Below are 21,176 nucleotides of genomic sequence, written 5' to 3'. Positions count from 1 at the left end.
TCAATTAAGGAGATTTTTCAGTCTTTAAGAATCATTTCTACTGCAATCTTGCTTTTTTCAAGAATTTCTATTACAAATCTTTTTGAAAACGCCCCAAAAGTGTGTTTGTGTGCGGATAACCAAATTTGTGTGCGGTTAAGCCCAAAATATGTGCGTATAAAATTATTTCTGTGCGCTCACTCACACACTATTAAAAAAAGACAGGTTTGTAGCTCAATTAAGGCGTTTTTCGCTCTTTGAGGGTCCATTAACCGCTCCAATCTTGATTTATACTAAAAAATCTATTACAACTCTCTTTGAAAAACGCCCCAAAAGTGGGTTTATGTGCGGATAGAAGATATTTGTGTGCGGATAACCAAATTTGTGTGCGCATAAGCCCATAATATGTGCGGATAAAATTATTTCTGTGCGTTCACTCGCACACCAAGAAAAAAAGACAGGGCACCAGCCCCGTCTTTCCTCAAACTCAATCAATCATGAAAATTAGTTCCATCCGTAGTAGCTTCAATAAGTCCCGTACGGATCACGAAGTCGCCAAAATGCTCGCCGTCCAGACGTTCGCGGGCGTAGCGCGGCAGGATGACGCGCAGCTCGTTCAAGATTTCTTCTTCCCCGATATTTTCGCGGTACATTTTGCTAAGGCGGCTTCCGTCAAAGGCTGCCCCGAGATACATATTGTACTTGCCGACTGCCTTGCCGATAAAGCCGATTTCGCCGAGCGCATGTCGCGCGCAGCCATTCGGGCAGCCGGTCATGCGGATCGTGATTTCTTCATTCCTCAAGCCCGCCTCATCGGCGATTTCATCAATTTTATCGATCAATCCAGGCAGATACCGTTCAGCCTCAGCCATTGCCAATCCGCAGGTCGGCAGGGCAACACAGGCCATGGATCCGCGGCGGAGTGCACTGTAGCGGCTTCCGTCTGTTAGACCATATTTTTCAATAAGCGACTCAATCTCTGCCTTATCCTCATCAGCTACACTTCCGATAATCAGGTTCTGGTTGGCCGTCAGCCTGAAATCACCTTTATGAACTTTGGCAATCTCCCGCAATGCTGTTTTCAGCTTATAATCTTCATAGTCAGCCACACGGCCTCCTTCTATGAACATGGTAAAATGCCATTTTCCGCGGATGCCCTTAACCCATCCATAGCGGTCACCATTGGAATCAAACTTGAATCCGCGGGCTTCCTCCAGTTTCCAGCCTAAGCGGCTTTGCAGCTCTTCAATCACAGTCTCCAGCCCAAGGCGGTCAACTGTATATTTAAAACGTGCATTTTTCCGGACAGAGCGGTTACCGTAATCGCGCTGAATCGTAATAACCTTTTCAGCCACTTCATAGATTTTATCTGGCGGCACAAAGCCAATAACCTTTGAAAGCTGCGGATAGGTTGCCTTATCTCCATGAGAGAACCCCATTCCGCCGCCGATAGCTACGTTAAAGCCAGTCAGCTTGCCATCTTCCACGACTGCAATAAAGCCGAGATCCTGTGAAAAGACATCAATATCATTTGAAGGCGGCACAGCGATCCCAATCTTAAATTTCCGCGGCAAATATAGCGGGCCATACATCGGCTCAATTTCTTCATCAACATCAGGAGAGCCGGCTACTTTTTCTTCATCCAGCCAGATTTCATGATAGGCACGTGTGCGCGGCAGGAGATCATCACTCAGCATCTTCGCCAGCTCATACACTTCCTCATGTATTTCCGATTGATCGGGATTGGAGATGCACATGACATTCCGGTTCACATCTCCGCATGCCGCGATTGTATCAAGCATTGTCGAATGGATAGCCTGAATAGTCTTTTTCATATTCCATTTCAGGATTCCATGCATCTGAAAGGTCTGGCGTGTAGTTAATTTCAGTGTGCCGTTGCCATACTTCTCAGCCAGGTCATCCACAACCAGCCATTGCTCGGGGGTTGCGACCCCTCCGGGAAGCCTAAGGCGGAGCATAAACTGATAAGCTGGTTCAAGCTTTTGTTTCTGACGTTCATTCCGCAGATCCCTGTCATCCTGCAGATAGCTCCCATGGTGCTTCATTAATCTATTATCATCATCGGGAATACCGGCGCTGATCCTGTCCTGCATAACTTCCGCCAGCGTTCCGCGCAAATAGTTGCTTCGCTCCTTAATTCCCTCAACATCACTTGGAGGGCCATCCGGTGCTTTTAAGTTTGGGTTTACCATGCTGTAAAACTCCTTCCTTCCAAATCAATATACATCGCGCTGGTAGCGTTTATTTTTCTGCATATCGGCCAGATATTCCGCAGCCTGTTCGCGGCTCATTACGCCTTCTTTTTCAATAATATCAATGAGTGTGTTATGGACATCATGCGCCATGTTTTTCTCATCGCCGCAGATGTAAACAGCTGCACCTTCCTCGAGCCACTGGAATAGCTCCCTGCTGTTTTCCTTCATTCTATGCTGAACATAAATCTTCTCATCACCGTCACGGGAAAAAGCGACGTCCATCTTGGATAACACTCCATCCTTAAGCCACTTCTGCCATTCAGTCTGATAAAGGAAATCCGTCACGAAATGCTGGTCGCCGAAGAACAGCCAGGACTTCCCTTCCGCGCCGCTTTCTTCACGCTCCTGCATAAATGAGCGGAACGGTGCAATTCCGGTTCCCGGACCGACCATGATAATAGGTGTGTCTGGATTTTCAGGCAGTTTGAAGTTTTCATTCTGCTGAATAAACACTGGCAGTGTATCACCAGGCTGTAGGCGTTCTGCACAAAGAATCGAGCAGACCCCCTTGCGTTCACGGCCATGGGCATCATAGCGGACAGCACCGATTGTTAAATGAACTTCATCCGGATTCGCTTCAAAGCTGCTCGAGATGGAATAAAGACGTGCAGGCATTTTCCTCAAAATAGAGATAAACTCCTGTGCCGTGCTGTTCCATGGCTTAAAATCACGCACTAAATCAATTAAATCGCGCCCATCAATATAGGATTTCAGTTGAGTGCTGTCTGAGACAAGCTGATGAAGCTCTTCATTTCCGGAGAACTTTGCAGCCTTTTCCACTAGCGGCTTGGTCAGGACAGTAAGCTCAAAGTGTGCCATAAGCGCTTCTTTTAATGTTACTGTTGCTTCTTTCACTCTGACTGTTTCCTCAGGATCCCAGTTCATTTCAGTTAAAAGGAGATCAACCAATTCCGGATCGTTTTCCGGATATACTCCAAGACTGTCACCAGGCTGATACGTCAGCCCTGAACCTTCCAGTGAAATCTCAAGATGGCGTGTTTCTTTATTGGAGCCGCGGCCATTGAGATTAATATTCTCGAGCACTTCTGCCCTGAATGGGTTAGAACGGGAATAAACTGTTTCGGCTGGTGCAGCAGCTGATACTGACGCTGCTGAAGGAGACAGACTGCTGCTTCCCCCTTCGCTCAAACCGGATAAAACAGCTTCCGCCCATTGGGCTGCAGGCTCGTCGAAATCAAGGTCGCAGTCTACCCTTGGCGTAATTCTTGTTCCGCCAAGCTCTTCCAATCGCTTATCAAAATCCTTCCCAGTCTGACAGAAGAATTCATAAGAACTGTCTCCAAGTGCCAGAACAGAGAACCTGAAGTCCTCCAGTTTCGGGGCTCTTTTTCCATGAACGAATTCATGGAATGTCAGCGCGTTATCAGGAGGATCTCCCTCACCATGCGTACTGACGACAATTAACAGGTTTTTAACCTTTTTAAGATTATTAGGCTTAAAGTCGCTCATGCTTGAGACCGTTACTTGAAAGCCTTTTTCCTCGAGCGTTTTCCCGGCTTTTTTTGCCAGATTTTGCGCATTCCCGGTCTGTGATCCAAATAAAATGGTCACTTCTTTTGGAATGGACGGCATCGCTGCCGGTGCTGGACGTTCCTCTACTGCCGGTGCAGCCTGCAATGATGAAGACTGTACAGCGGCAAGATACCCGCTCAGCCAGAGGGTTTGAGTCTCCGTCAGAGTTGGGAGTAGACGATTTAGGAGCTCTGTCTGCTCCTGGTTAAACGGACTGTTCATTACCTGAAGTTGCAACATGATCCACCTCGCAAACCAGCTGAAATAGGCTGGTTTATTCTTATTTCTTTAAAATTCTTCTTTTCCTATAAAAAAAGTCGGGTTTATAAGTAAAAAATATATATCTAATACTTTACCTAATGATTTAGCATTAGTAAAATAAATATTAATTATCATAACTATTAATATTATTAATTATAAAAAGGGTGATATTTTTGCATTATGATGCGTTAAAAACATTCGTCACCTTGGCTGAAGTAAAAAATTTTACGAAAACGGCCGAGCTCCTGCTCATGTCACAGCCCAGTGTCAGCCTTCATATCAAAAATCTGGAGAAGGAATTTCAGACAAAGCTCTTTCAGCGTTCTCCAAAATACTTGAAGATTACGCCCAGCGGTGAAATATTATATGACCGGGCCAAGCAGATGATTACCATCTATGAGCAAACCCGGCAGGAAATTTTAGATCAGCAGCATTCCATTAAAGGGGATCTGAAAATTGCGGCCAGCTTCACGATAGGGGAATATGTCCTTCCTTCCCTTCTGCTTGACCTGCAGAATGAATATCCCGAACTGAATCTTCATGTTACGATTGCCAACACGGAGGAAGTTGTTCAATCCACCCGCTCCCATCATGTCGATATCGGCTTAATCGAGGGCCAGACAAATGAAAAAGAGCTAATAGTTACTCCCTTTTTAGAAGATGAATTATTTATTGTAACCTCCACACAGCATCCACTGGCACAAAAAGAAGAAGCAACCATTGCTGATCTGCAGGATCAGGCATGGATTATGAGGGAAAATGGGTCAGGAACCAGGGAGTATTTTAACCATGTGGTCAGATCAAATGGTCTTAAGGTGAAATCTCTCCTGACGATCAGCAGCAACCAGGGGATAAAAGAAACACTCATTAACGGGCTGGGAATGAGCATTCTTTCCGGGAGTGTGGTGGCAAGGGACGTAAAACAAAACAATCTGTCGATTATAAAGGTGAAAAATCACGAATTCAAACGCACTCTTTCCTATGTACTTTCCCCCATTATGCAGGACAAAAGGAATGTCAGCATTTTTATCGAAGCCCTTAGCGAAAAATGGAAAAAAAAATAATATTAACCTAGATTAATTTGCTGAGCTGATCTTCGCTGTGTGCACTCCATCGCCGAAAATGCTAACGCATTCTCTTCGTGCGATGTTCATTCGAGGAAGCTTATTAAATGTCCCGCGGGAGGCTCAGTCCTCCCAGCCGGTTCTCTATGTGCCTGAAGCGAGTTGAAAACATAAACAAAAGACAAAAATCCTTGGAAAAAAACCTAAAAATAAGACAAGCTTTTTTCACACTAGTCCTATTTTATGCATATATTATTGTGTAGAGGTGTATAAAATCTGCCCAATTTATTCAAAATAAGGAAAAATTGGCTGAGGTGAAAAAGATGGGATTATTGAATGCCTTTAATGAATGGCGCGAAATGAGATATCAAAACCATGTTAATCGCATGAAGGAAGAAAATAAGTGTCCAGACTGTTACGGCAGGGGTTTTTCACTCTATCCAGGGAATGAATTCGCTTATCATGCTAATCAATTTGACTGCCAGGGCTGTAATGGAACCGGATTGTATTCAGAATGGGAGAGTTTATCCTAATAAAAAGGCCATGATCCATTTAAGGATCATGGCCTTATTTTGGCACTTAAGCAAATGCCCGGCTTGACTCAAATTCTGCTTTAATCTTTTGGAGAAGCTCCTTGTTTGTTAACACTTCATACCCTGTGAGTGCCATTGCTTTGGCTCCGAGGATCATGGCTTCTCTGGCCTGATCACTCATGGCAGCTTCGCGGAATTCATGTGTATGGCAGGCATATGCCTCATTGCAGATTTTAATATAAGGATGAATGGAGGGGGCTGCCTGACTGACATTTCCCATATCAAGAGAACCTGAGCCATCCTTCTGCTCCATTATTTCCTCCTCACTTACACCGAGGGAAATCAGTTCTTTATTGAACGCTTCCGATAAAGGGCTGTTCGTAACCATATCATCATAAGAAAATTCATAAAACGACCATTTCATTTCAGCGCCAGTCTGCAGAGCAGCCCCTTCAGCACATTTCTTGACCTTTTCTACTAATTCATTTACATATTCACGTTTCGCAGAACGAACATAGAATTGTGCAACAGCATAATCTGGGACAACGTTAGCCGCTTTGCCCCCTTCTGTGATAATTCCATGAATCCTGGCATCTGGCTTGATATGCTGGCGCAGAGCATTTATGCTGTTGAACGTCTGCAGAACAGCATCCAGCGCATTAATTCCCAAATGCGGGCTGGCAGCGGCATGCGCTGACTTTCCAAAAAACTCAAACTGGATTGCATCCATCGCCAGTGATGTTCCGCTCTTCACATAATTGTCAAGGGGATGAACCATAATCGCTGCATCCAAAACGTCAAAAATACCCGCTTCAGCCATGGTCACCTTGCCGCCCTTTGTCTCCTCTGCAGGCGTTCCAAAGACGATGACTTTCCCTCCTATTTCATGAATCACTTTACTCAGACCTATTCCGGCAGCAATTCCCATTGTCCCAATAAGATTATGGCCGCATGCATGCCCGACTTCAGGCAATGCATCGTACTCAGACATATAACCGATTACTGGCCCTTCTTTCCCGCTGTCATAAGTTGCCGTGAAAGCAGTCGGCAAACCGCAAGTGCCAATTTCCACGGCAAAACCATGCTTTTTCAGCTCATCTGTCAATACTTTGCATGCCTTATACTCTTCGTGTCCCAGTTCAGGGTTCTCGCCAATGTAGGTGCTGATTCTATTAAACTCATTTTGAAGTTCATCGATTTTTTTAATAATCAAATTCTTTCCCATATTCGTTCTCCTAATCTGCAATCTATTTATTCATTCACCAGTATAATAATACAACATTTTTTTATGATAAACTGCCTATTTCGTAATTTTTTCAAGAGGACGATCAACGATCAGTGCATCCTCCCAGTCCTTGCAGACATCCACCCAGGCTTTTGCATCTGAATATGTATTAATTTCAGCAGGTGTAAGTTCAATGGCAGAATTGCTGCTACCGCACGCAGGGAAAAGGGTTTCGAATCTTTTCATAGATTCATCCAGATAGATATCCAGGTCATTCTTCAATCCAAATGGGCAAACTCCGCCTACCGCATGCCCAGTCTGTTCAAGAACTTCCTCGGATGAAAGCATGCGTGCTTTGAAACCGAACGTTTTCCGGAATTTTTTGTTATCAATTTTCGCGTCACCGGCTGCCACTACCAGGATTGCTTCATCCTCATCACCTTTGAAGGAAAGAGTCTTGGCAATTTGCGCAGTGCTGACACCGATTGTTTCAGCAGCCTCTTTTACAGTTGCGCTTGAAGAATCAAACTCCATTACATCCTGTTCCCGATCCCATTTCTTAAAATGGGCTTTCACACTTTCAATTGACACTTAATCTCACCCTTCCCCTTTGTTAAACTCTTATATATATTCATTATCTACACTTTATAGTTGTCTATTTTAACATACTATCTGATTATGTCACCGGGATATTCTTTTTTATCAGAAGATTTGCATTTGCTCTTATTGATGAGTTGCACTAAGATATTAATAAATTCAAAGCCAGAGGTTTAAAGAAGGTTTTTTTATGAAACAGACTATTCCATATACATTTATTGGAGGAAGAATTGCCAAAACCGGGCTGGCTGTTTTTATAACAGCCTTTATATGCCATATGCTGAAATGGCCGGCCATGTTTGCAGTAATTACGGCAATCGTTACGATTGAGCCAACTGTTGCAGACTCCATCCGGAAAGCATATGTAAGATTTCCAGCCGCAGCTATTGGAGCGGGCTTTGCTGTTTTATTTACATTCATTTTTGGAGACAGTCCGTATAGTTATGCCTCAGTGTCGCTCGCGACAATCATTGCCTGCCATAAGCTTAAGCTTCAAGATGGGATGCTTGTCGCAACCTTGACGGGTGTTGCAATGATATCTACCGTCCAGGACCATTATCTGTCCTCTTTTTTCATCAGACTGGGAACTACTTCGACTGGTATAGTTGTGTCTACAGCTGTTAATTTATTGGTCATGCCGCCCGATTACTCAAAATCAATTATGAAAAATATCCAGGCCCTCTACCGGCGATCGGGCGACATATTATTTAAAAGAGGCCATGAGGTTTTTAATATGCTGGAATCAAATGGCACTGCCCGTGCTGATTTCCAGAGCCTTATTAAAGATATCGATAAAACCGAAACTTTATGCCATTATCAAAAATCTGAATATAGGTTTCACCGATTCAGCCGTGAAGATATGCGTGAATTTCATTATGAATATAAAAAACTGACGATTTTAAAGCAAATCTCCTATCACATTGGAAACCTGGTTTTTTTGCCGCCTGGAAGGCCAGACATGGAGTCGGAAAGGAAAAATCTTGCCGCATCAGTTCTTGAGGATTTAAAAAACAGACTATATGAACCGGACTTCCTGATTACAGATAGTCATTATAAAAAAATCAGCGAAGTAACACAGTGGTTTTTTGAGCAAAAACAGCAGAACCCCGGGGCCGGTTTAAAACCTCGCACACACCACCATGTTCAGCCAGAAACAGCTATTCTATACGAGATTCTATCCATTCATGACCTAATTGAGGAATTGAATCAAATTCAAACGATGGAAGTCAAAAACCGAAGGATTTTAAAAACCCCCTGGAAACAGGGGGAGGGTGAATAAAAATAAAGACCGGGAATTCATATCCCGGTCTTTTTCCACTAAGAAGATACACTCGTTTTATTAAGCAAATATCCTGCTATTATTCTCGTTAATACCTCTCGATCCATCTGCAGCATGGGAACCCCTGCAGCTGCAAGCAGCTTTTCCGTATTGTCTGATGGAAAATAAATGGTCCGCTGAAAATAACTATGGAAAATGCTCATTGATTCATGAAAGGTCTTTTCCTCAATAGACATTTCTGCAGAGGATTCAGGGACACACATCTCCAATTGCGAAAAACCCAATACCTCTTTTACTATTTCATATATATCTGACTGTAAAGGCGGGTTAGGATTTGTAATATTGTAAATACCGCCATTCACTCCATGAATCAAGGCAGCATTCAGAGTATCTATAACATAATTCACCGGTACAAAGTTCTGGGCCACTTCAGGATCCAGATAGATTCTGCAGGTTCGGCCGTCCTGTTTCCGCATCGCCCTTTTTTTTAAGATCTTGATGCCTTTTAGAAAACCATATAAGCCGAAGTTTGTATCAGCTTCACCTGACCTGGAATCACCAATGATAATCCCTGGACGGAGAATAACAATATCCAATTTATCCCGAAAAGTATAAACGAGGTGTTCTGCCTCGCATTTGGAAGCTTCGTAGGGATTCACAAACTTCCTTTCCGTTGAGTATAGAGCCTCCGCACCCGAGACCTCTGTACCGACCGTATAGGCGGTACTGATATATAAAACCTTTGGGCAATTTATTACCAAAGCAAGCTTTAGAACATTCTCTGTGCCTCCCACATTCACTTCAAAAGTCTTATCCCGATCTTTTTCATCAAATGACAGAAGGGCTGCACCATGGTAAAAGGCATTTATCTTTCCTTTTAATGAATCCACTAATTTTCTATTCAATCCAAGATGCTCTTCTGTAACATCGCCTTCCAATATATGAATCTTCCTGGAAAAGCCGCGTGCTTCGCCTTGCATGAAGGCATCCAGCCGCTTTCTGCTTCTGACTAATAAATAAAGTTCATGCCCCTGTTCCAAAAGCTTGAGTGAGAGCTTTTTCCCTAAAAATCCGTTTGCACCTGTAATAAGTATTCTCAAAAAAGATTCACAGCCTTTCTACTTACATCCTTCTAAAAACTTTAGCGGGAAATCCAATTAAAAGCAATGGAAATACATTCACCCTAAATCAATTCATTAACAGCAGAAGCGCCTGGTTTTCCCAGGCGCCTTTTAGGATAAGTATTTGTGTTTTCCCTCAATCTTTCCGTCCCTGTCACAGACATCCTGAAAAGGACAGGCTGGACACTCATTCATATTGTACAATTCCGAAAACTTGTTTGTGTCTTCGAGAAGCGTCTTCATCATCTGCAAATAGTTTAATCCCGCTTCAAGGCTATCTTTACTTGGAATGAATACGTGCCTCTCATCATCCATTAATGTCACAACTTCAATTCTGGCCGGCCTTATTCCAAATACCCTTTCTGAAAAAACCACTGTTAGATGACTATAAAGCTCAAGCATTTGCTCGTCAGCATCCACCAGGAATTTCTTCACTATAAAAGTATCCTGCTGCCATTCCGCGACATCAAAAGTTAATGAGAGATCTGCATTCAGCTCTTTAAGATTCATTTTAAACTTTTCATACAAAAACAGCGGCTGAGCTATTTCCGATTCACTGCTTAAGTTTCTCATTAACCCATCTGTTACTGCAGCTGCAGCCATATAATATTGGAGGTGGGAGTCAAACATGCGCAGCTGGAGCCTTCTCCAATATTGATCGATCAGCATCATAACATTTGCAGGTGTCCGATGGCTTTGCGGCAGCTGAAAATAGGATGAAACGACTTTATTGATAATATGCTGAATGGCCTGACGCCAGCCAAGAGGATGCTTTTTCTTTTCGATATGTGTGTAATAAAATCTATAAGGACACCGGATAAAGTCCGTTAAATTCTGGTCAGTCATAGTGCGTACGGATACTTGAGGGCTTTTATTCAAATCCACGCCTCCTTAAAATATAACCTATGTTTGTGTAAGATTATCATTTATTTTATTTTAATTGATAATGATTATCAAAATCAACATGTTTCAGAAAATAAATAAAAAACGCCTTCAGCTTTGAAGGCGTCAGCTTGTGGAGAAAGGTATGATTTTTCCACAAGCTTTTTTTATTTTCTCAATTACTGACTTAAAAATAGGCTTTTTTTATGGAAAAACAATAGATCGCCACAATTATCCTAGCTTGGCTAGGTGAGTGGCGATCTTTTTCATATTCTGGCACGCTGCGGTGAGTAATACTTGCTCACTCGCATTGTGCAATCCCCGTAACCGGCAATAGCGAAGCCCATGCAGTTCTTTTGAATCTGCGAAGCTTCGCTCAACTTTCTCTTTTCTATATTTATAAAGAATTTTTCCGGAGAGGGAGAGTCTGTTTAGGCGCACTTTCTCTTTAAATTCTTCCCACACATGGCGTGTTAGGACCTTTTGTTTGTTCTTTGACCTTGTGCACTCCTTCAGGAGTGGGCATTCTGAACACTTTTTAGAATCAGACTTGTACTCTCTGTACCCTTCTCTTGTTGTTGTGCGATAAACTAGCTTCTGGCCATTTGGACAAACATAGATATCTTGTTCTTTATGATAGGTAAACTTCCATTTTGGAAATAATCCTTTGGTCGGCTGATATCTCCGATGGGCAATTACACCAAAAATGCTTCTGTCGTGAAGCCCTTTACAAATGGGATTCGTTAAATAACCTGAGTCGAGTGCCACTGCCTCTACTTTAAATCCAAAACGATCGATCTGACGATCCAATCTAGAAAGATAAGGGATAGAGTCATGGACATTTCCAGGAGTAACATAGGCATCCGTTATGATATTGAACTTCATATCCGTTGTTCGGTGGTCTAAGTAACAGAACATTTCCTGCTTATTTTCCCTGGACATGAATCCGCAATCTGGATCGGTTGTACTTTTTCGGATTTCCTTGGTCTCTGTCACCTCCTCTCTTTCTTTTAGCGCTTTTTTCCGTGGTTTGACCTGTCTTCCTCAATAGCTTTATTAAGTTCATCTATATATTCCCGAGTTTCAATTTCTACTTCTTCACGAGTGAATTTGTGCTTGTTTGCATTCGCTTTAAGGTGAGTGGAGTCAGTAAATAAAACTCTTCCACCGACCATTTTATGACTAATGGCTTGATGGACAATTTCATCAAAGATCTCTTGAAAAATATTTGTATCTTTAAAACGAGTTCGCCGGTTCCAACTGATGGTTGAATGGTCCGGAACAGGATCATTGAGCTTCAAGCCAAGGAACCATCGGTACGCCACATTCATCTGTACTTCCCGTTCTAATTGTCGTTCTGAACGGATGCCATAAAAGTAACCAATGAACATCATCTTAAAAAGCATAATGGGGTCCGAAGGACGCCCGTTATTCTCTGAATAGAAGGGACGGACTTTCTCCCCGATAAAAGAAAAATCTATGTACTTATCAACTTTTCTTAAAAGATGATCTTCAGGGACTAAATCTTCAATAAAAACAAATTCCGCTTCATTTTGTGATTCTCTTTTCGGTTTGAACATGCCATCCACCATCCTAAGTAAAATTAATTATATTATATCAAATTAACGCGGTGAATTAATAAAGTTAATGATAAAAATAAAAGCTGTCGAGAGTTTCTCGACAGCCTGACGCCTTCAGCTTTGAAGGCGTCTTCTTTTCCTGCTTATTTTTCAAAAGGATAGATCATTTCTTTATCCAGCCCGATTTGTTCAAAGAAATGGTCATGAATGAATTGCCTGATTTCCATAAGCTCTGACCCTGTCGGAAAGGCAGAAACATTAATGGCCGGCAGGTGTCCTATCAGCTTAGATGACTGATTGAGCTCAGTAGAAATGACTAAATCAAACTCCTCATACTCTGAAATTAAATCAACACTTGATGAATCAAGGGTTGATATGGCAAGCTTGTGTCCAAAATGATATTTTAATACTTCCCTGATATAATCTTTTTCATAGTATGTCCGGCATACCAGTGCAGCCTGTATGACATGCTTATTTTTCCTTCGCAGGATAGCAGCCTGGAAAAGAGTAAAAATCTCAAGTACATTCAATTTACTAAAAACAAGAGGGATTTTCGAGAATGTCTCGGCTACCAGTTTTTCTAATGTTTGAAAAAGCGGGTTTGTCTCATAATACGGCAGATGCTGAAGCATTGAGCTTTGCAGTGTTTCAGTATTAAATTCATTCCCAAGATGAATCCTTTTAAAGGTCTGGTAAATGTGAAATAAAAAGATATCATCATCTGTCAGATTGAAGCCGGCTATGTCTGAAAGGCGTTCTAAGCAGACAGAAAAAGGATGTTCTTTTTCGCCTATCCTCCTCCTTCGCAGATACCGCAGATGCTTGGCCCGATTCGTAGGCCTTTCCTCGCTCATTAAATATACAGCAAAGAACAGAATCTCCTGAAGCTGTGTCTCCCTGGACGGAATCTTTTCTTTAGCGATATAATGCATTAAGTCTTTAGCAGCGAGAAAAAATTTACTATCTTTATATACATTCAGGAAACCTATTGGAAACGCTGCAAAATATCCCATAGATATACGCAGATTTGATATATATATAACCATTTTGAGTCGTTGAATGGCTCCTGTCCGCAATGTAATAGAGTGTTCTGATGTTACTTCCAGTAAATCCTGCTGAAAACCCCCGGAATGCAGCCATTCCTGCTCAGCTTCAGGGCTAAAACTCATCAAATCTAAGTATTGCATAAGAAAACGCCTGATAATTCTTTCATCCCCAACTACTTTGAAAGGACTTGGAGTTAAGGCAAGCTGTGATTCCTTTAGCACTTCCTGCAGCTTCTCGATGTGGCGGTATGCTGTCTATTGGAAATTTGGGCAATGTCAATTCCATCGCTCTTTAAAATCAGCTTTAACGTATGAAAATACGTATTTTTTTTTCGAATTTCACTTAAGATTGTTTCCAGTGTGCCGCTTTCAGGCTTTTTTAGCTTAATACCCAAGGTCTCATGCTTTTCCAGCTTCCAATTCTCCGGCAGAATCGTCTCCAGGAATTCCAGATCACGCCATATCGTGCTTTTGGAAAAGCCTGTTCGTTCTGCCAGCTGTGCTAAGCTGATCCACTTATTTTCACTGAGCAAATGAAAAATTAAATCTGAGTAGCGTTTATAAAACCTGTTCATATTATCACCTATCTTTTCAGGCTCTTCCAATTTATCATTTCTTTTACTGCCGAGACTTACTCATCCCCAAGCACAAAAAGACATGCTCCGGTGAACATGCCTTTAAAAAGCAGTACAATAGTGAAATCTATCCGATATTGACCCAGCCTCTTTTAATCGCCTTGAGTACGGCCTGTGTCCGATCATTGACCTTAATCTTTCTTAAAATGCTGCTGACATGGTTTTTTACCGTTTTATCGCTAATAAAAAGCACCTTGCTGATATCAGTATTGCTATTCCCGTCCGCCAGAAGCTGCAGCACCTCACATTCGCGCCTTGTCAATATATGGAGCGGACGCTGATAGCTTTGACTTGAAACATGATTGCTGGCTGAATTAAATTCTGTCAGCCTTCTATATTCCTTAATGATATTTTTCGTAACCTTCGGATCCAGATAACTGCCGCCTTCCGCAACAACCCTGACTGCCTCGACCAGCCCTTTAGCACCAATATCTTTGATTAGGTATCCGGCGGCGCCGTTCTGCAGAACCCGGGTGACATAATTTTCATCATCATAAAAAGATAAAATAATGACCTTGCTTTTCGTTTTGTTCTCATTCAGCTTATCCGTAGCCTTGATGCCATTCATATTAGGCATATCGATATCCATAATCATTACATCCGGCTTAAAAGCTTTATCAATTTTAAGAGCATCACGGCCATCTTCCCCTTCGGCAACTACTTCAATGCCCTCTTCCATTTCCAGAATTCGTTTGATGCCTTCTCTGTAAAGCTTATGATCATCTATTATCGCTATTTTCATTACCATCTGTTCACCTGCTCAGTTTTTTCTGAACTAAAAAATCTATAGAACCAATTTTACAAAAGTTTTTTCAAGGCAAAGTTCCAAATATGAGGTCTGATGTTTCATATTAGAAATCCCCATGCTCCTCCTGGACATCAATCAAATAATCTGAATTTTATGGTATGATCAAATTACTTAGAGGAAGGGGTATTTTGGTTATGAACTCTTACAGCAGTACCTTAAATGGAGTTTTTCCATCTGTTTGCTCCCTGGATTGTCCGGATCAATGCGGCCTTCTGGTACATAAAAAAGATGGAAAAATCGTAAAAATTGAAGGGGATCCCAATCATCCCGTCACACAGGGGAATATTTGCAATAAGGTCCGCAACATGCCTTCAAGGATATATGACAGAAATCGCCTCAAATATCCTATGAAACGTGCCGGCACCAAAGGTGAAGGTCATTTTGTACGAATTGGGTGGAAAGAAGCCATAGACACGATTACCTCCAAATGGAAGGAGCTAATTGCTGAAAATGGGCCTGAAAGCATTCTGCCATACAGCTTCTATGGAAACATGGGCAGATTAAACGCTGAAGGTATGGACCGCCGTTTCTTCCATAAACTCGGAGCAGCCCAGCTTGACAGAACCATTTGCCAATCTGCCGGTACAGCAGGATATTCGTACACCATGGGAGGAAGCTTTGGGATTGATCCAGAAGATACCATCCATTCAAAGCTCATTATTCTATGGGGCATTAATGCAGTCAGCACGAACATGCATCAAATGATTCTTGCTCAAACGGCAAGAAAAAACGGTGCAAAAATCGTGGTTATTGACGTTCATAAAAACCAGACGGGGAAAATGGCCGACTGGTTTATCCCCATTACACCCGGCACAGACACTGCTCTTGCACTTAGCATTATGCATGTCCTGTTTGCGGAAAATTTAGTGGATGAGGCGTTTCTGAAGGAGTTTACTGTTGGCCATGAGGCACTTCGTGAACATGTGAAGGAGTATGACCCTGAAACAGCAACACGTTTAACAGGTGTCCCAAAAGAGGACATTATCAAATTAGCCCGTATGTACGGAGAGACTTCCCCAGCTTTTATCCGGATCGGCAACGGGCCGCAGCATCATGACAATGGAGGAATGTGCATCCGCACCATTTCATGTCTTCCTGCCCTAACAGGACAATGGCTCCTAAAGGGCGGCGGTGCCATCAAGGGAAACTCCGGGTATCTGGCTTTTAACACTGGAGCCCTGCAAAGGCCTGATCTCCTGCAAAAGAAGAATACACGAACTATTAATATGAACCGGATCAGTTCTGCACTGCTTGAACAGGACCAGCCGATTAAATCTATGTATGTGTATGGAACCAACCCTGCTGTTGTTGCACCGGAAGGGAATAAAGTCAGGAAAGGGCTGCAAAGAAAGGATTTGTTCCTTGTCGTGCATGATCTGTTCTTAACCGAAACGGCCAAATATGCTGACATTGTGCTTCCGGCCGCTTCCTCATTTGAGAATAAGGACATTTATTCATCCTATTGGCATCACTATATGCAGATTCAAGAGCCAGTCATTGAACCATACGGTGAATCAAAGTCAAATGTCGAAGTGTTTCGGCTTCTTGCAGAAGGGATGGGCTTTCATGATGACGTATTTTATGAAACGGAAGAAGAAATGATGGATGCCGCATTAAATTTTCCGGCTAACCCCTTCATTGAGGAGATCAATGCTGAATCCCTGAAGCGAGACAAGTTTATCAAGGCTGCGGTAAAACCGCTGTTTCCCGGCAGGCTGCCGACGCCAAGCGGAAAAATTGAATTATATTCGCAGAGAATGAAAGATGACGGTTATCCTCCTCTGCCTACCTATATACCGCTGAAGGAAGACGGCAATTTCCCGTTTCTATTTGTTCCTGCACCCAATCATAACTTTTTGAATTCAACCTTTTCAAATAATGAAAAACATGCAGGCATGGAGAAAGAGCCCCGTCTTCACTTGAATAGCAAGGATGCGAAGGATGCCGGAATCGAGGATGGAGATATCGTCCGCATTTGGAATGAGCGCGGGGAATGTGAATTGAAAGCGGCAGTTGGAGAGCTTGTCCTTCCTGGTACAGTAGTTTCACAGGGAATATGGGCAGATATCCCCGGAAGCAAATATCTCGTCAATTCACTGACCTCCGACCGGCTTTCCGATATGGGCGGCGGTGCCGTGTTCTTTTCAGGTCGGGTGAATGTTTCAAAAATCAGTTAAAAATAGCCCCTGCCATAGTGCAGGGGTTTTTATAAAGCTTTATCAGTCCTGCCATCTAAATTATTCAGGAAAGAATCAATATCCCTAGTGTTTTTCAGTACTATAACCCTTTTCCCTTCTGTTTTAAATTGAGAGAGCCTTTCAGCCATTTCTTTTTTGCGGCGCTTATATGTAGTCACAATGAATTTAATAAACTTCCAGTCCAGCTTTTCCCTGCACCCGGCTGCCATATCTGGCCTTGTTTTGCCCAGGTTGATCAGCCACCTTTTTACTACTCTGTACAGACAAATATACAGGGGAAGGTCAAGATAAATGACTGAATCGCATGCAGCTGCCCTGATTTCCAAGGTGCTGGTATAATTACCTTCCATAATCCACTGCCTTCTTTTCACTATTTCATGCTGTGCATCCGAAAATTCCTGAAGTCCGCTTTCCACCCAGCCGGGCTTCCAATATAAAACATCCAGATGATAAACCTCTATGCCTGTTTTCTTACCCAGTTTTCTGGCGAAGGTTGATTTCCCTGCGCCTGCCGATGCCCCCATCACCATTATTCTTTTCAAATAATCACCTTCCCTCGCCGTTTCCGCTTCAATACATTCAATATATGTACTTTAATTCCCTCTTTTAAAGCCAAAGTATTTCTCACTTAAAAATTCACCCTGATAAGTGCTATAATATGTAAGTATTTTAAAATGAGGGGCATGATTATATGGCAATGACAAAGAAAAAACGGGTAATAAAAGAGGTAAAACAGCTCATCATGATCACAATAGGTGCGATGATTGCAGCAGCAGGACTTGAGCTTTTCCTCGTTCCCAACAGCATTCTTGATGGCGGGATAATCGGTCTATCCATAATTGCTGCAGAGCTGACCGGGAAAACCATGAGTATATTCTTAATTATTCTAAACCTGCCATTTCTTTATATTGGCTACCGCAAGATAGGAATGAAATTCACGATACATACCTTATTCGGTGTTATTGTATTATCCGCAAGTACCGCATATCTCCATCATTTTGAGCCTATTACAAATGATTTATTTCTGGCAACCATCATTGGAGCAGTGATTCTTGGAACAGGGGTTGGCCTTGTGATCAGAACTGGCGGAGCTTTGGATGGATCAGAGATTATCGCCATCCTGGTCAGCAAGAAACGTCCGGTATCTGTTGGCCAATTTATCATGATTGTCAACGTATTTATCTTTATTCTTGCAGCTTTCCTCGTGTTCAGCTGGGAAACAGCCATGTACTCCATTATCACCTATTATATTGCTTACAAAATGATTGATATCGTTGTGGAAGGTATGGAAGAGCTGAAGTCGGTTACAATCATTTCTGATGTGCCTGAAGAAATCTCTGCCGAACTCCAAAAGCAATTGGGGCGCGGAATGACCTATATTCAGGGACAGGGTGTTTTTTCTGGAGAGCCCAAAAAGATTATTTATACAATCGTAACACGGATTGAATTGTCAACGCTCCGTTCCATTGTGGAAGAGATTGATCCTGGAGCATTAGTGGCAATTGAAAATATTGCCGATGTCAGCGGCAGTAATTTTGAAAAAGGCACTGCGCACTAAAAAAGCAGTCCCTGCACACACTGCTGTGCGGGACTGCTTTTTTTGTTATATGAACAGCAGCAGACTGAGCGCCATGACAGCCATCCCTGCCACAAGCCCATAAATGGAGGTATGGGCCTCATCATACTTCTTGGCAGCCGGCAATAATTCATCAAGAGAAATGAATACCATGATCCCGGCAACTGCAGCAAAAATGACACCAAACATGACATCATTTAAATATGGCATTAAGATCAAGTAAGCTACTACTGCACCAATAGGCTCTGACAGTCCTGATAAAAATGAGAGCTTAAAAGCCTTCTTCTTGCTTCCTGTGGCATAATAGACAGGAACTGAAACCGCAATTCCCTCTGGTATGTTATGAATGGCAATGGCCGCCGCAATGGCGATGCCAAGCGAAGGATCCTGGAGTGCAGAAGTAAACGTTGCAATTCCTTCAGGGAAATTATGAATCGCTATCGCCAATGCCGCAAACGTCCCCATTTTCAAGAGTGCCGGGTCCTGGACGGCATTGCCGGAATCATTCATTTCTTCTACTGTTCTTACTTCATGGGGATTATCCTTTTTAGGTATAAACCGGTCAATTAATGCTATAAGAAGGATCCCTCCAAAAAAACCTCCGACAGTTGCCCAGTTGCCGCTAACTTCCCCTAATGCTCCTACAAGCGCATCTTTGGCTTTTACAAAGATTTCTATCATGGAGACATAAATCATTACACCTGCGGAAAAGCCAAGTGCCAATGATAAAAACTTCGTATTCGTTCTAGAAGTAAAGAAAGCCATTAAACTGCCAATACCTGTCGCTAAGCCTGCAAACAAAGTAAGACCCAATGCAAATAATACTTCCTGCGACATTTCACTCTCTCCTTTTTCTCTATTGCCAAAAAGTTTCTCCAGGGCAACTTTTGCATAAAAAAAATATATATCAATAAGTATATGCGCCTAACTTAAAAAGTTTACTTTGGTAAACATTTTATCTTCAACCCAAACCAAAAGCAATAAAAAAGGACTATTCGATTGTTTTTTCTTCCATATTATAAGAGGGATTGAGGAAAATGTGCATATATAAATTAAAAACCTTCTCCTTTAATCAGGGCGAAGGTTCATTGCCAGACACGCTTTAATTTAAATAACTCCTGTATGTATCCAAAGACCGATATGGGTGACATGATCATTTGATAGAAAAGGATGAATGTAAAAAATCCTAATACATTTTTTCTGACTTTCAGATTCAAATTTTTAAACACATAATGCTTTTGATACAAATATAAAATACCGTAGCTTAAAATCGTAAGCGGCAGCACAAACAAGGTCGTTGGGCCAACAATCCAGAAATAACCGAAGAACGCAAGAATTAATCCCGGAATCCAGAAGAATGTATAAACCATATCTAAATACGGCATTATCAGATTAACCCCTGTTAAATATTTTGTGTAGATTTGAGGCTGTTTCCATGGCTTGATTTCATTCAGTCCTTCTATCATTCCCCTTGCCCACCTCGATCTTTGCTTGGCAAAGTGAGATAAAGAAGAAGGAACCTCGGTAAAAGCAACAGCCAGCGGTTCAAAATATACCTTCCATTCTATTTGCAGCAGCCTCCAAGTTAATACAATATCTTCGCCAATGGCATCAGGCCAGCCATTTACCTGACGGACTGAGTCAGCTTTGTATAAACTGAAAGCCCCTTGAGCAACCAGTGTTCCCTGATATAACCCCTGCAGTCTTTTTATTGATGCGATTCCCAGGTAATAGTCCCACTCTTGTGTTTTAGTCAGGAGGTTTTCCCGGCTATTACGTACAAGCATGGAGCCTGCCACCGCGCCTACCTCTTCGGGACTGCTTTCCATGCGTGATACTAAAAAGCGGACTGCTGAAGGATGCAGCAGTGTATCTGCATCCAGTGTGATTACATATTCTGTTGTCACATGCTCAAGACCTCTATTTAATGCATTGAATTTTCCGGCCTTAGGTTCATTCAAAATATCAATCGTAAGATTAAGCTCCCTTTGAGCTCTTTCTACTTCACGGTGAGTATGGTCAGCAGAACCATTATTTATAACGATGACCTTAATTTTCCCATGATAATCCTGACTTGCCACATAGCTTAACGTTTGAAAGATTGTTTTCTCTTCATTGAAGGCAGCTATAAGCATTGTCACTTCCTTATCAGGATCAGCATTTTTAAAAGATGGCTGCCTGTCCAAAAGCAGGCTCATTACCAGAAAGGCATTCATATAGCCCGGTACATAAGCAATACCGCCAATAATAAAAATGCTGATCGGGAGAGTGACTATTTCTGATAAATCCTTCAGCCAAGGCAATGATAGATAAATAGAAAAAACCATCCAAAGTGCTGAAACGAGGTGACTGAATACAAACTTTTTATTAATAGAGACATATAACTTCTTTCTCTCACGCCTTGCTATCGGCTTGATGGGTGTTAGACTTGGCTGCATTGGCTCACCTTCAAAATAATATAGTTAATTTAAAAATATATGATTATTGTAGTGAAGTAACCTGGTAATTTATACTAGATTACCAGGCAGAATGTCTGCATTTATATCCAGAAATAAGAGCAGCCATAGACTGCTCCTCACCCGT

Annotated in this window: 18 protein-coding genes; 5 read left to right on the top strand and 13 right to left on the bottom strand. The window is 42.2% G+C overall.

Annotation, left to right across the window (positions count from 1 at the left end; genetic code table 11):
• Nucleotides 1-470 precede the first annotated feature (470 nt).
• The gene (cysI, locus tag NSQ49_RS21920) at nt 471-2,192 is read right to left on the bottom strand and encodes an assimilatory sulfite reductase (NADPH) hemoprotein subunit (RefSeq protein ID WP_159862884.1); all 1,722 of its coding nucleotides are present in this window, start codon (nt 2,190-2,192) and stop codon (nt 471-473) included.
• A 24-nt stretch (nt 2,193-2,216) separates the two neighbouring features.
• The gene (locus tag NSQ49_RS21915; protein ID WP_159863032.1) at nt 2,217-4,025 is read right to left on the bottom strand and encodes an assimilatory sulfite reductase (NADPH) flavoprotein subunit; all 1,809 of its coding nucleotides are present in this window, start codon (nt 4,023-4,025) and stop codon (nt 2,217-2,219) included.
• A 197-nt stretch (nt 4,026-4,222) separates the two neighbouring features.
• On the opposite strand from NSQ49_RS21915, the gene NSQ49_RS21910 reads away from it, so the two are divergent.
• Nucleotides 4,223-5,113: a LysR family transcriptional regulator gene (locus tag NSQ49_RS21910; RefSeq protein ID WP_159862883.1), complete on the top strand. Its 891-nt coding sequence runs from the start codon at nt 4,223-4,225 to the stop codon at nt 5,111-5,113.
• 323 nt (nt 5,114-5,436) lie between these two features.
• Nucleotides 5,437-5,646 (top strand): methionine aminopeptidase, encoded by a 210-nt coding sequence (locus tag NSQ49_RS21905; protein ID WP_159862882.1) that lies wholly within the window; start codon nt 5,437-5,439, stop codon nt 5,644-5,646.
• A 46-nt stretch (nt 5,647-5,692) separates the two neighbouring features.
• Here NSQ49_RS21905 and NSQ49_RS21900 read toward each other — a convergent pair whose 3' ends face one another.
• The gene (locus NSQ49_RS21900) at nt 5,693-6,871 is read right to left on the bottom strand and encodes a M20 family metallopeptidase (RefSeq protein WP_159862881.1); all 1,179 of its coding nucleotides are present in this window, start codon (nt 6,869-6,871) and stop codon (nt 5,693-5,695) included.
• A 75-nt stretch (nt 6,872-6,946) separates the two neighbouring features.
• The gene (locus NSQ49_RS21895) at nt 6,947-7,462 is read right to left on the bottom strand and encodes a YbaK/EbsC family protein (RefSeq protein WP_159862880.1); all 516 of its coding nucleotides are present in this window, start codon (nt 7,460-7,462) and stop codon (nt 6,947-6,949) included.
• Between the two features lie 196 nt (nt 7,463-7,658).
• Here NSQ49_RS21895 and NSQ49_RS21890 point away from each other — a divergent pair, with 196 nt between their 5' ends.
• Entirely contained in the window at nt 7,659-8,747 is a 1,089-nt protein-coding gene (locus tag NSQ49_RS21890) for an aromatic acid exporter family protein (RefSeq protein ID WP_159862879.1), read from the top strand.
• 38 nt (nt 8,748-8,785) lie between these two features.
• Here the strand turns inward: NSQ49_RS21890 and NSQ49_RS21885 are convergent, their stop codons facing one another.
• From NSQ49_RS21885 to NSQ49_RS21860, 6 genes are all read right to left on the bottom strand, one after another.
• Nucleotides 8,786-9,847: an SDR family NAD(P)-dependent oxidoreductase gene (locus NSQ49_RS21885; protein ID WP_159862878.1), complete on the bottom strand. Its 1,062-nt coding sequence runs from the start codon at nt 9,845-9,847 to the stop codon at nt 8,786-8,788.
• Nucleotides 9,848-9,979: 132 nt separating this feature from the next.
• Nucleotides 9,980-10,753: a hypothetical protein gene (locus NSQ49_RS21880; RefSeq protein ID WP_236566143.1), complete on the bottom strand. Its 774-nt coding sequence runs from the start codon at nt 10,751-10,753 to the stop codon at nt 9,980-9,982.
• A gap of 228 nt (nt 10,754-10,981) precedes the next feature.
• A protein-coding gene (locus NSQ49_RS21875; protein ID WP_159871978.1) for an IS1182 family transposase occupies nt 10,982-12,330 on the bottom strand; the annotation gives its coding sequence in 2 pieces (ribosomal slippage) (nt 10,982-11,766 and nt 11,766-12,330; 1,350 coding nt in all).
• Between the two features lie 143 nt (nt 12,331-12,473).
• Nucleotides 12,474-13,598 carry a hypothetical protein gene (locus NSQ49_RS21870; protein ID WP_341071291.1) on the bottom strand — a complete coding sequence of 375 codons (1,125 nt, stop codon included), beginning with the start codon at nt 13,596-13,598 and terminating at the stop codon, nt 12,474-12,476.
• Nucleotides 13,592-13,951 carry an HTH domain-containing protein gene (locus NSQ49_RS21865; protein WP_251283974.1) on the bottom strand — a complete coding sequence of 120 codons (360 nt, stop codon included), beginning with the start codon at nt 13,949-13,951 and terminating at the stop codon, nt 13,592-13,594. Before NSQ49_RS21865 ends, NSQ49_RS21870 begins: the two co-directional genes overlap by 7 nt.
• 127 nt (nt 13,952-14,078) lie before the next feature.
• Nucleotides 14,079-14,759, bottom strand: coding sequence for a response regulator (locus NSQ49_RS21860; protein WP_159862875.1), 681 nt, complete (start codon nt 14,757-14,759; stop codon nt 14,079-14,081).
• 194 nt (nt 14,760-14,953) lie between these two features.
• On the opposite strand from NSQ49_RS21860, the gene NSQ49_RS21855 reads away from it, so the two are divergent.
• Nucleotides 14,954-16,996, top strand: a complete 2,043-nt coding sequence (locus NSQ49_RS21855) for a molybdopterin-containing oxidoreductase family protein (RefSeq protein ID WP_251283975.1) — start codon at nt 14,954-14,956, stop codon at nt 16,994-16,996.
• 29 nt (nt 16,997-17,025) lie between these two features.
• Here NSQ49_RS21855 and NSQ49_RS21850 read toward each other — a convergent pair whose 3' ends face one another.
• Nucleotides 17,026-17,559 (bottom strand): topology modulation protein, encoded by a 534-nt coding sequence (locus tag NSQ49_RS21850; protein ID WP_251283976.1) that lies wholly within the window; start codon nt 17,557-17,559, stop codon nt 17,026-17,028.
• A 149-nt stretch (nt 17,560-17,708) separates the two neighbouring features.
• Between NSQ49_RS21850 and NSQ49_RS21845 the strand changes: the two genes are divergently transcribed.
• Nucleotides 17,709-18,575 (top strand): YitT family protein, encoded by an 867-nt coding sequence (locus NSQ49_RS21845; protein ID WP_159862872.1) that lies wholly within the window; start codon nt 17,709-17,711, stop codon nt 18,573-18,575.
• 45 nt (nt 18,576-18,620) lie between these two features.
• Here the strand turns inward: NSQ49_RS21845 and zupT are convergent, their stop codons facing one another.
• Together zupT and NSQ49_RS21835 are read right to left on the bottom strand one after the other, a co-directional pair.
• The gene (gene zupT, locus NSQ49_RS21840) at nt 18,621-19,430 is read right to left on the bottom strand and encodes a zinc transporter ZupT (RefSeq protein WP_159862871.1); all 810 of its coding nucleotides are present in this window, start codon (nt 19,428-19,430) and stop codon (nt 18,621-18,623) included.
• Between the two features lie 248 nt (nt 19,431-19,678).
• Nucleotides 19,679-21,031, bottom strand: a complete 1,353-nt coding sequence (locus NSQ49_RS21835) for a glycosyltransferase family 2 protein (protein ID WP_251283977.1) — start codon at nt 21,029-21,031, stop codon at nt 19,679-19,681.
• Nucleotides 21,032-21,176 lie beyond the last annotated feature (145 nt).

Origin of the sequence: Cytobacillus sp. FSL R5-0377, assembly GCF_038004385.1 — a bacterium.
Taxonomy (GTDB): Bacteria; Bacillota; Bacilli; order Bacillales; family Cytobacillaceae; genus Cytobacillus.
The sequence above is the reverse complement of the archived record's forward strand: the minus strand, read 5'-3'. Positions and strand labels throughout refer to the sequence as shown.

Bases quoted from the DNA above. Each gene is read 5' to 3' on its own strand.
- cysI (WP_159862884.1), bottom strand. From the start codon at position 2,192: ATGGTAAACCCAAACTTAAAAGCACCGGATGGCCCTCCAAGTGATGTT.
- NSQ49_RS21905 (WP_159862882.1), top strand. From the start codon at position 5,437: ATGGGATTATTGAATGCCTTTAATGAATGGCGCGAAATGAGATATCAA.
- NSQ49_RS21900 (WP_159862881.1), bottom strand. From the start codon at position 6,871: ATGGGAAAGAATTTGATTATTAAAAAAATCGATGAACTTCAAAATGAG.
- NSQ49_RS21890 (WP_159862879.1), top strand. From the start codon at position 7,659: ATGAAACAGACTATTCCATATACATTTATTGGAGGAAGAATTGCCAAA.
- NSQ49_RS21865 (WP_251283974.1), bottom strand. From the start codon at position 13,951: ATGAACAGGTTTTATAAACGCTACTCAGATTTAATTTTTCATTTGCTC.
- NSQ49_RS21860 (WP_159862875.1), bottom strand. From the start codon at position 14,759: ATGGTAATGAAAATAGCGATAATAGATGATCATAAGCTTTACAGAGAA.
- NSQ49_RS21855 (WP_251283975.1), top strand. From the start codon at position 14,954: ATGAACTCTTACAGCAGTACCTTAAATGGAGTTTTTCCATCTGTTTGC.
- NSQ49_RS21845 (WP_159862872.1), top strand. From the start codon at position 17,709: ATGGCAATGACAAAGAAAAAACGGGTAATAAAAGAGGTAAAACAGCTC.
- zupT (WP_159862871.1), bottom strand. From the start codon at position 19,430: ATGTCGCAGGAAGTATTATTTGCATTGGGTCTTACTTTGTTTGCAGGC.
- NSQ49_RS21835 (WP_251283977.1), bottom strand. From the start codon at position 21,031: ATGCAGCCAAGTCTAACACCCATCAAGCCGATAGCAAGGCGTGAGAGA.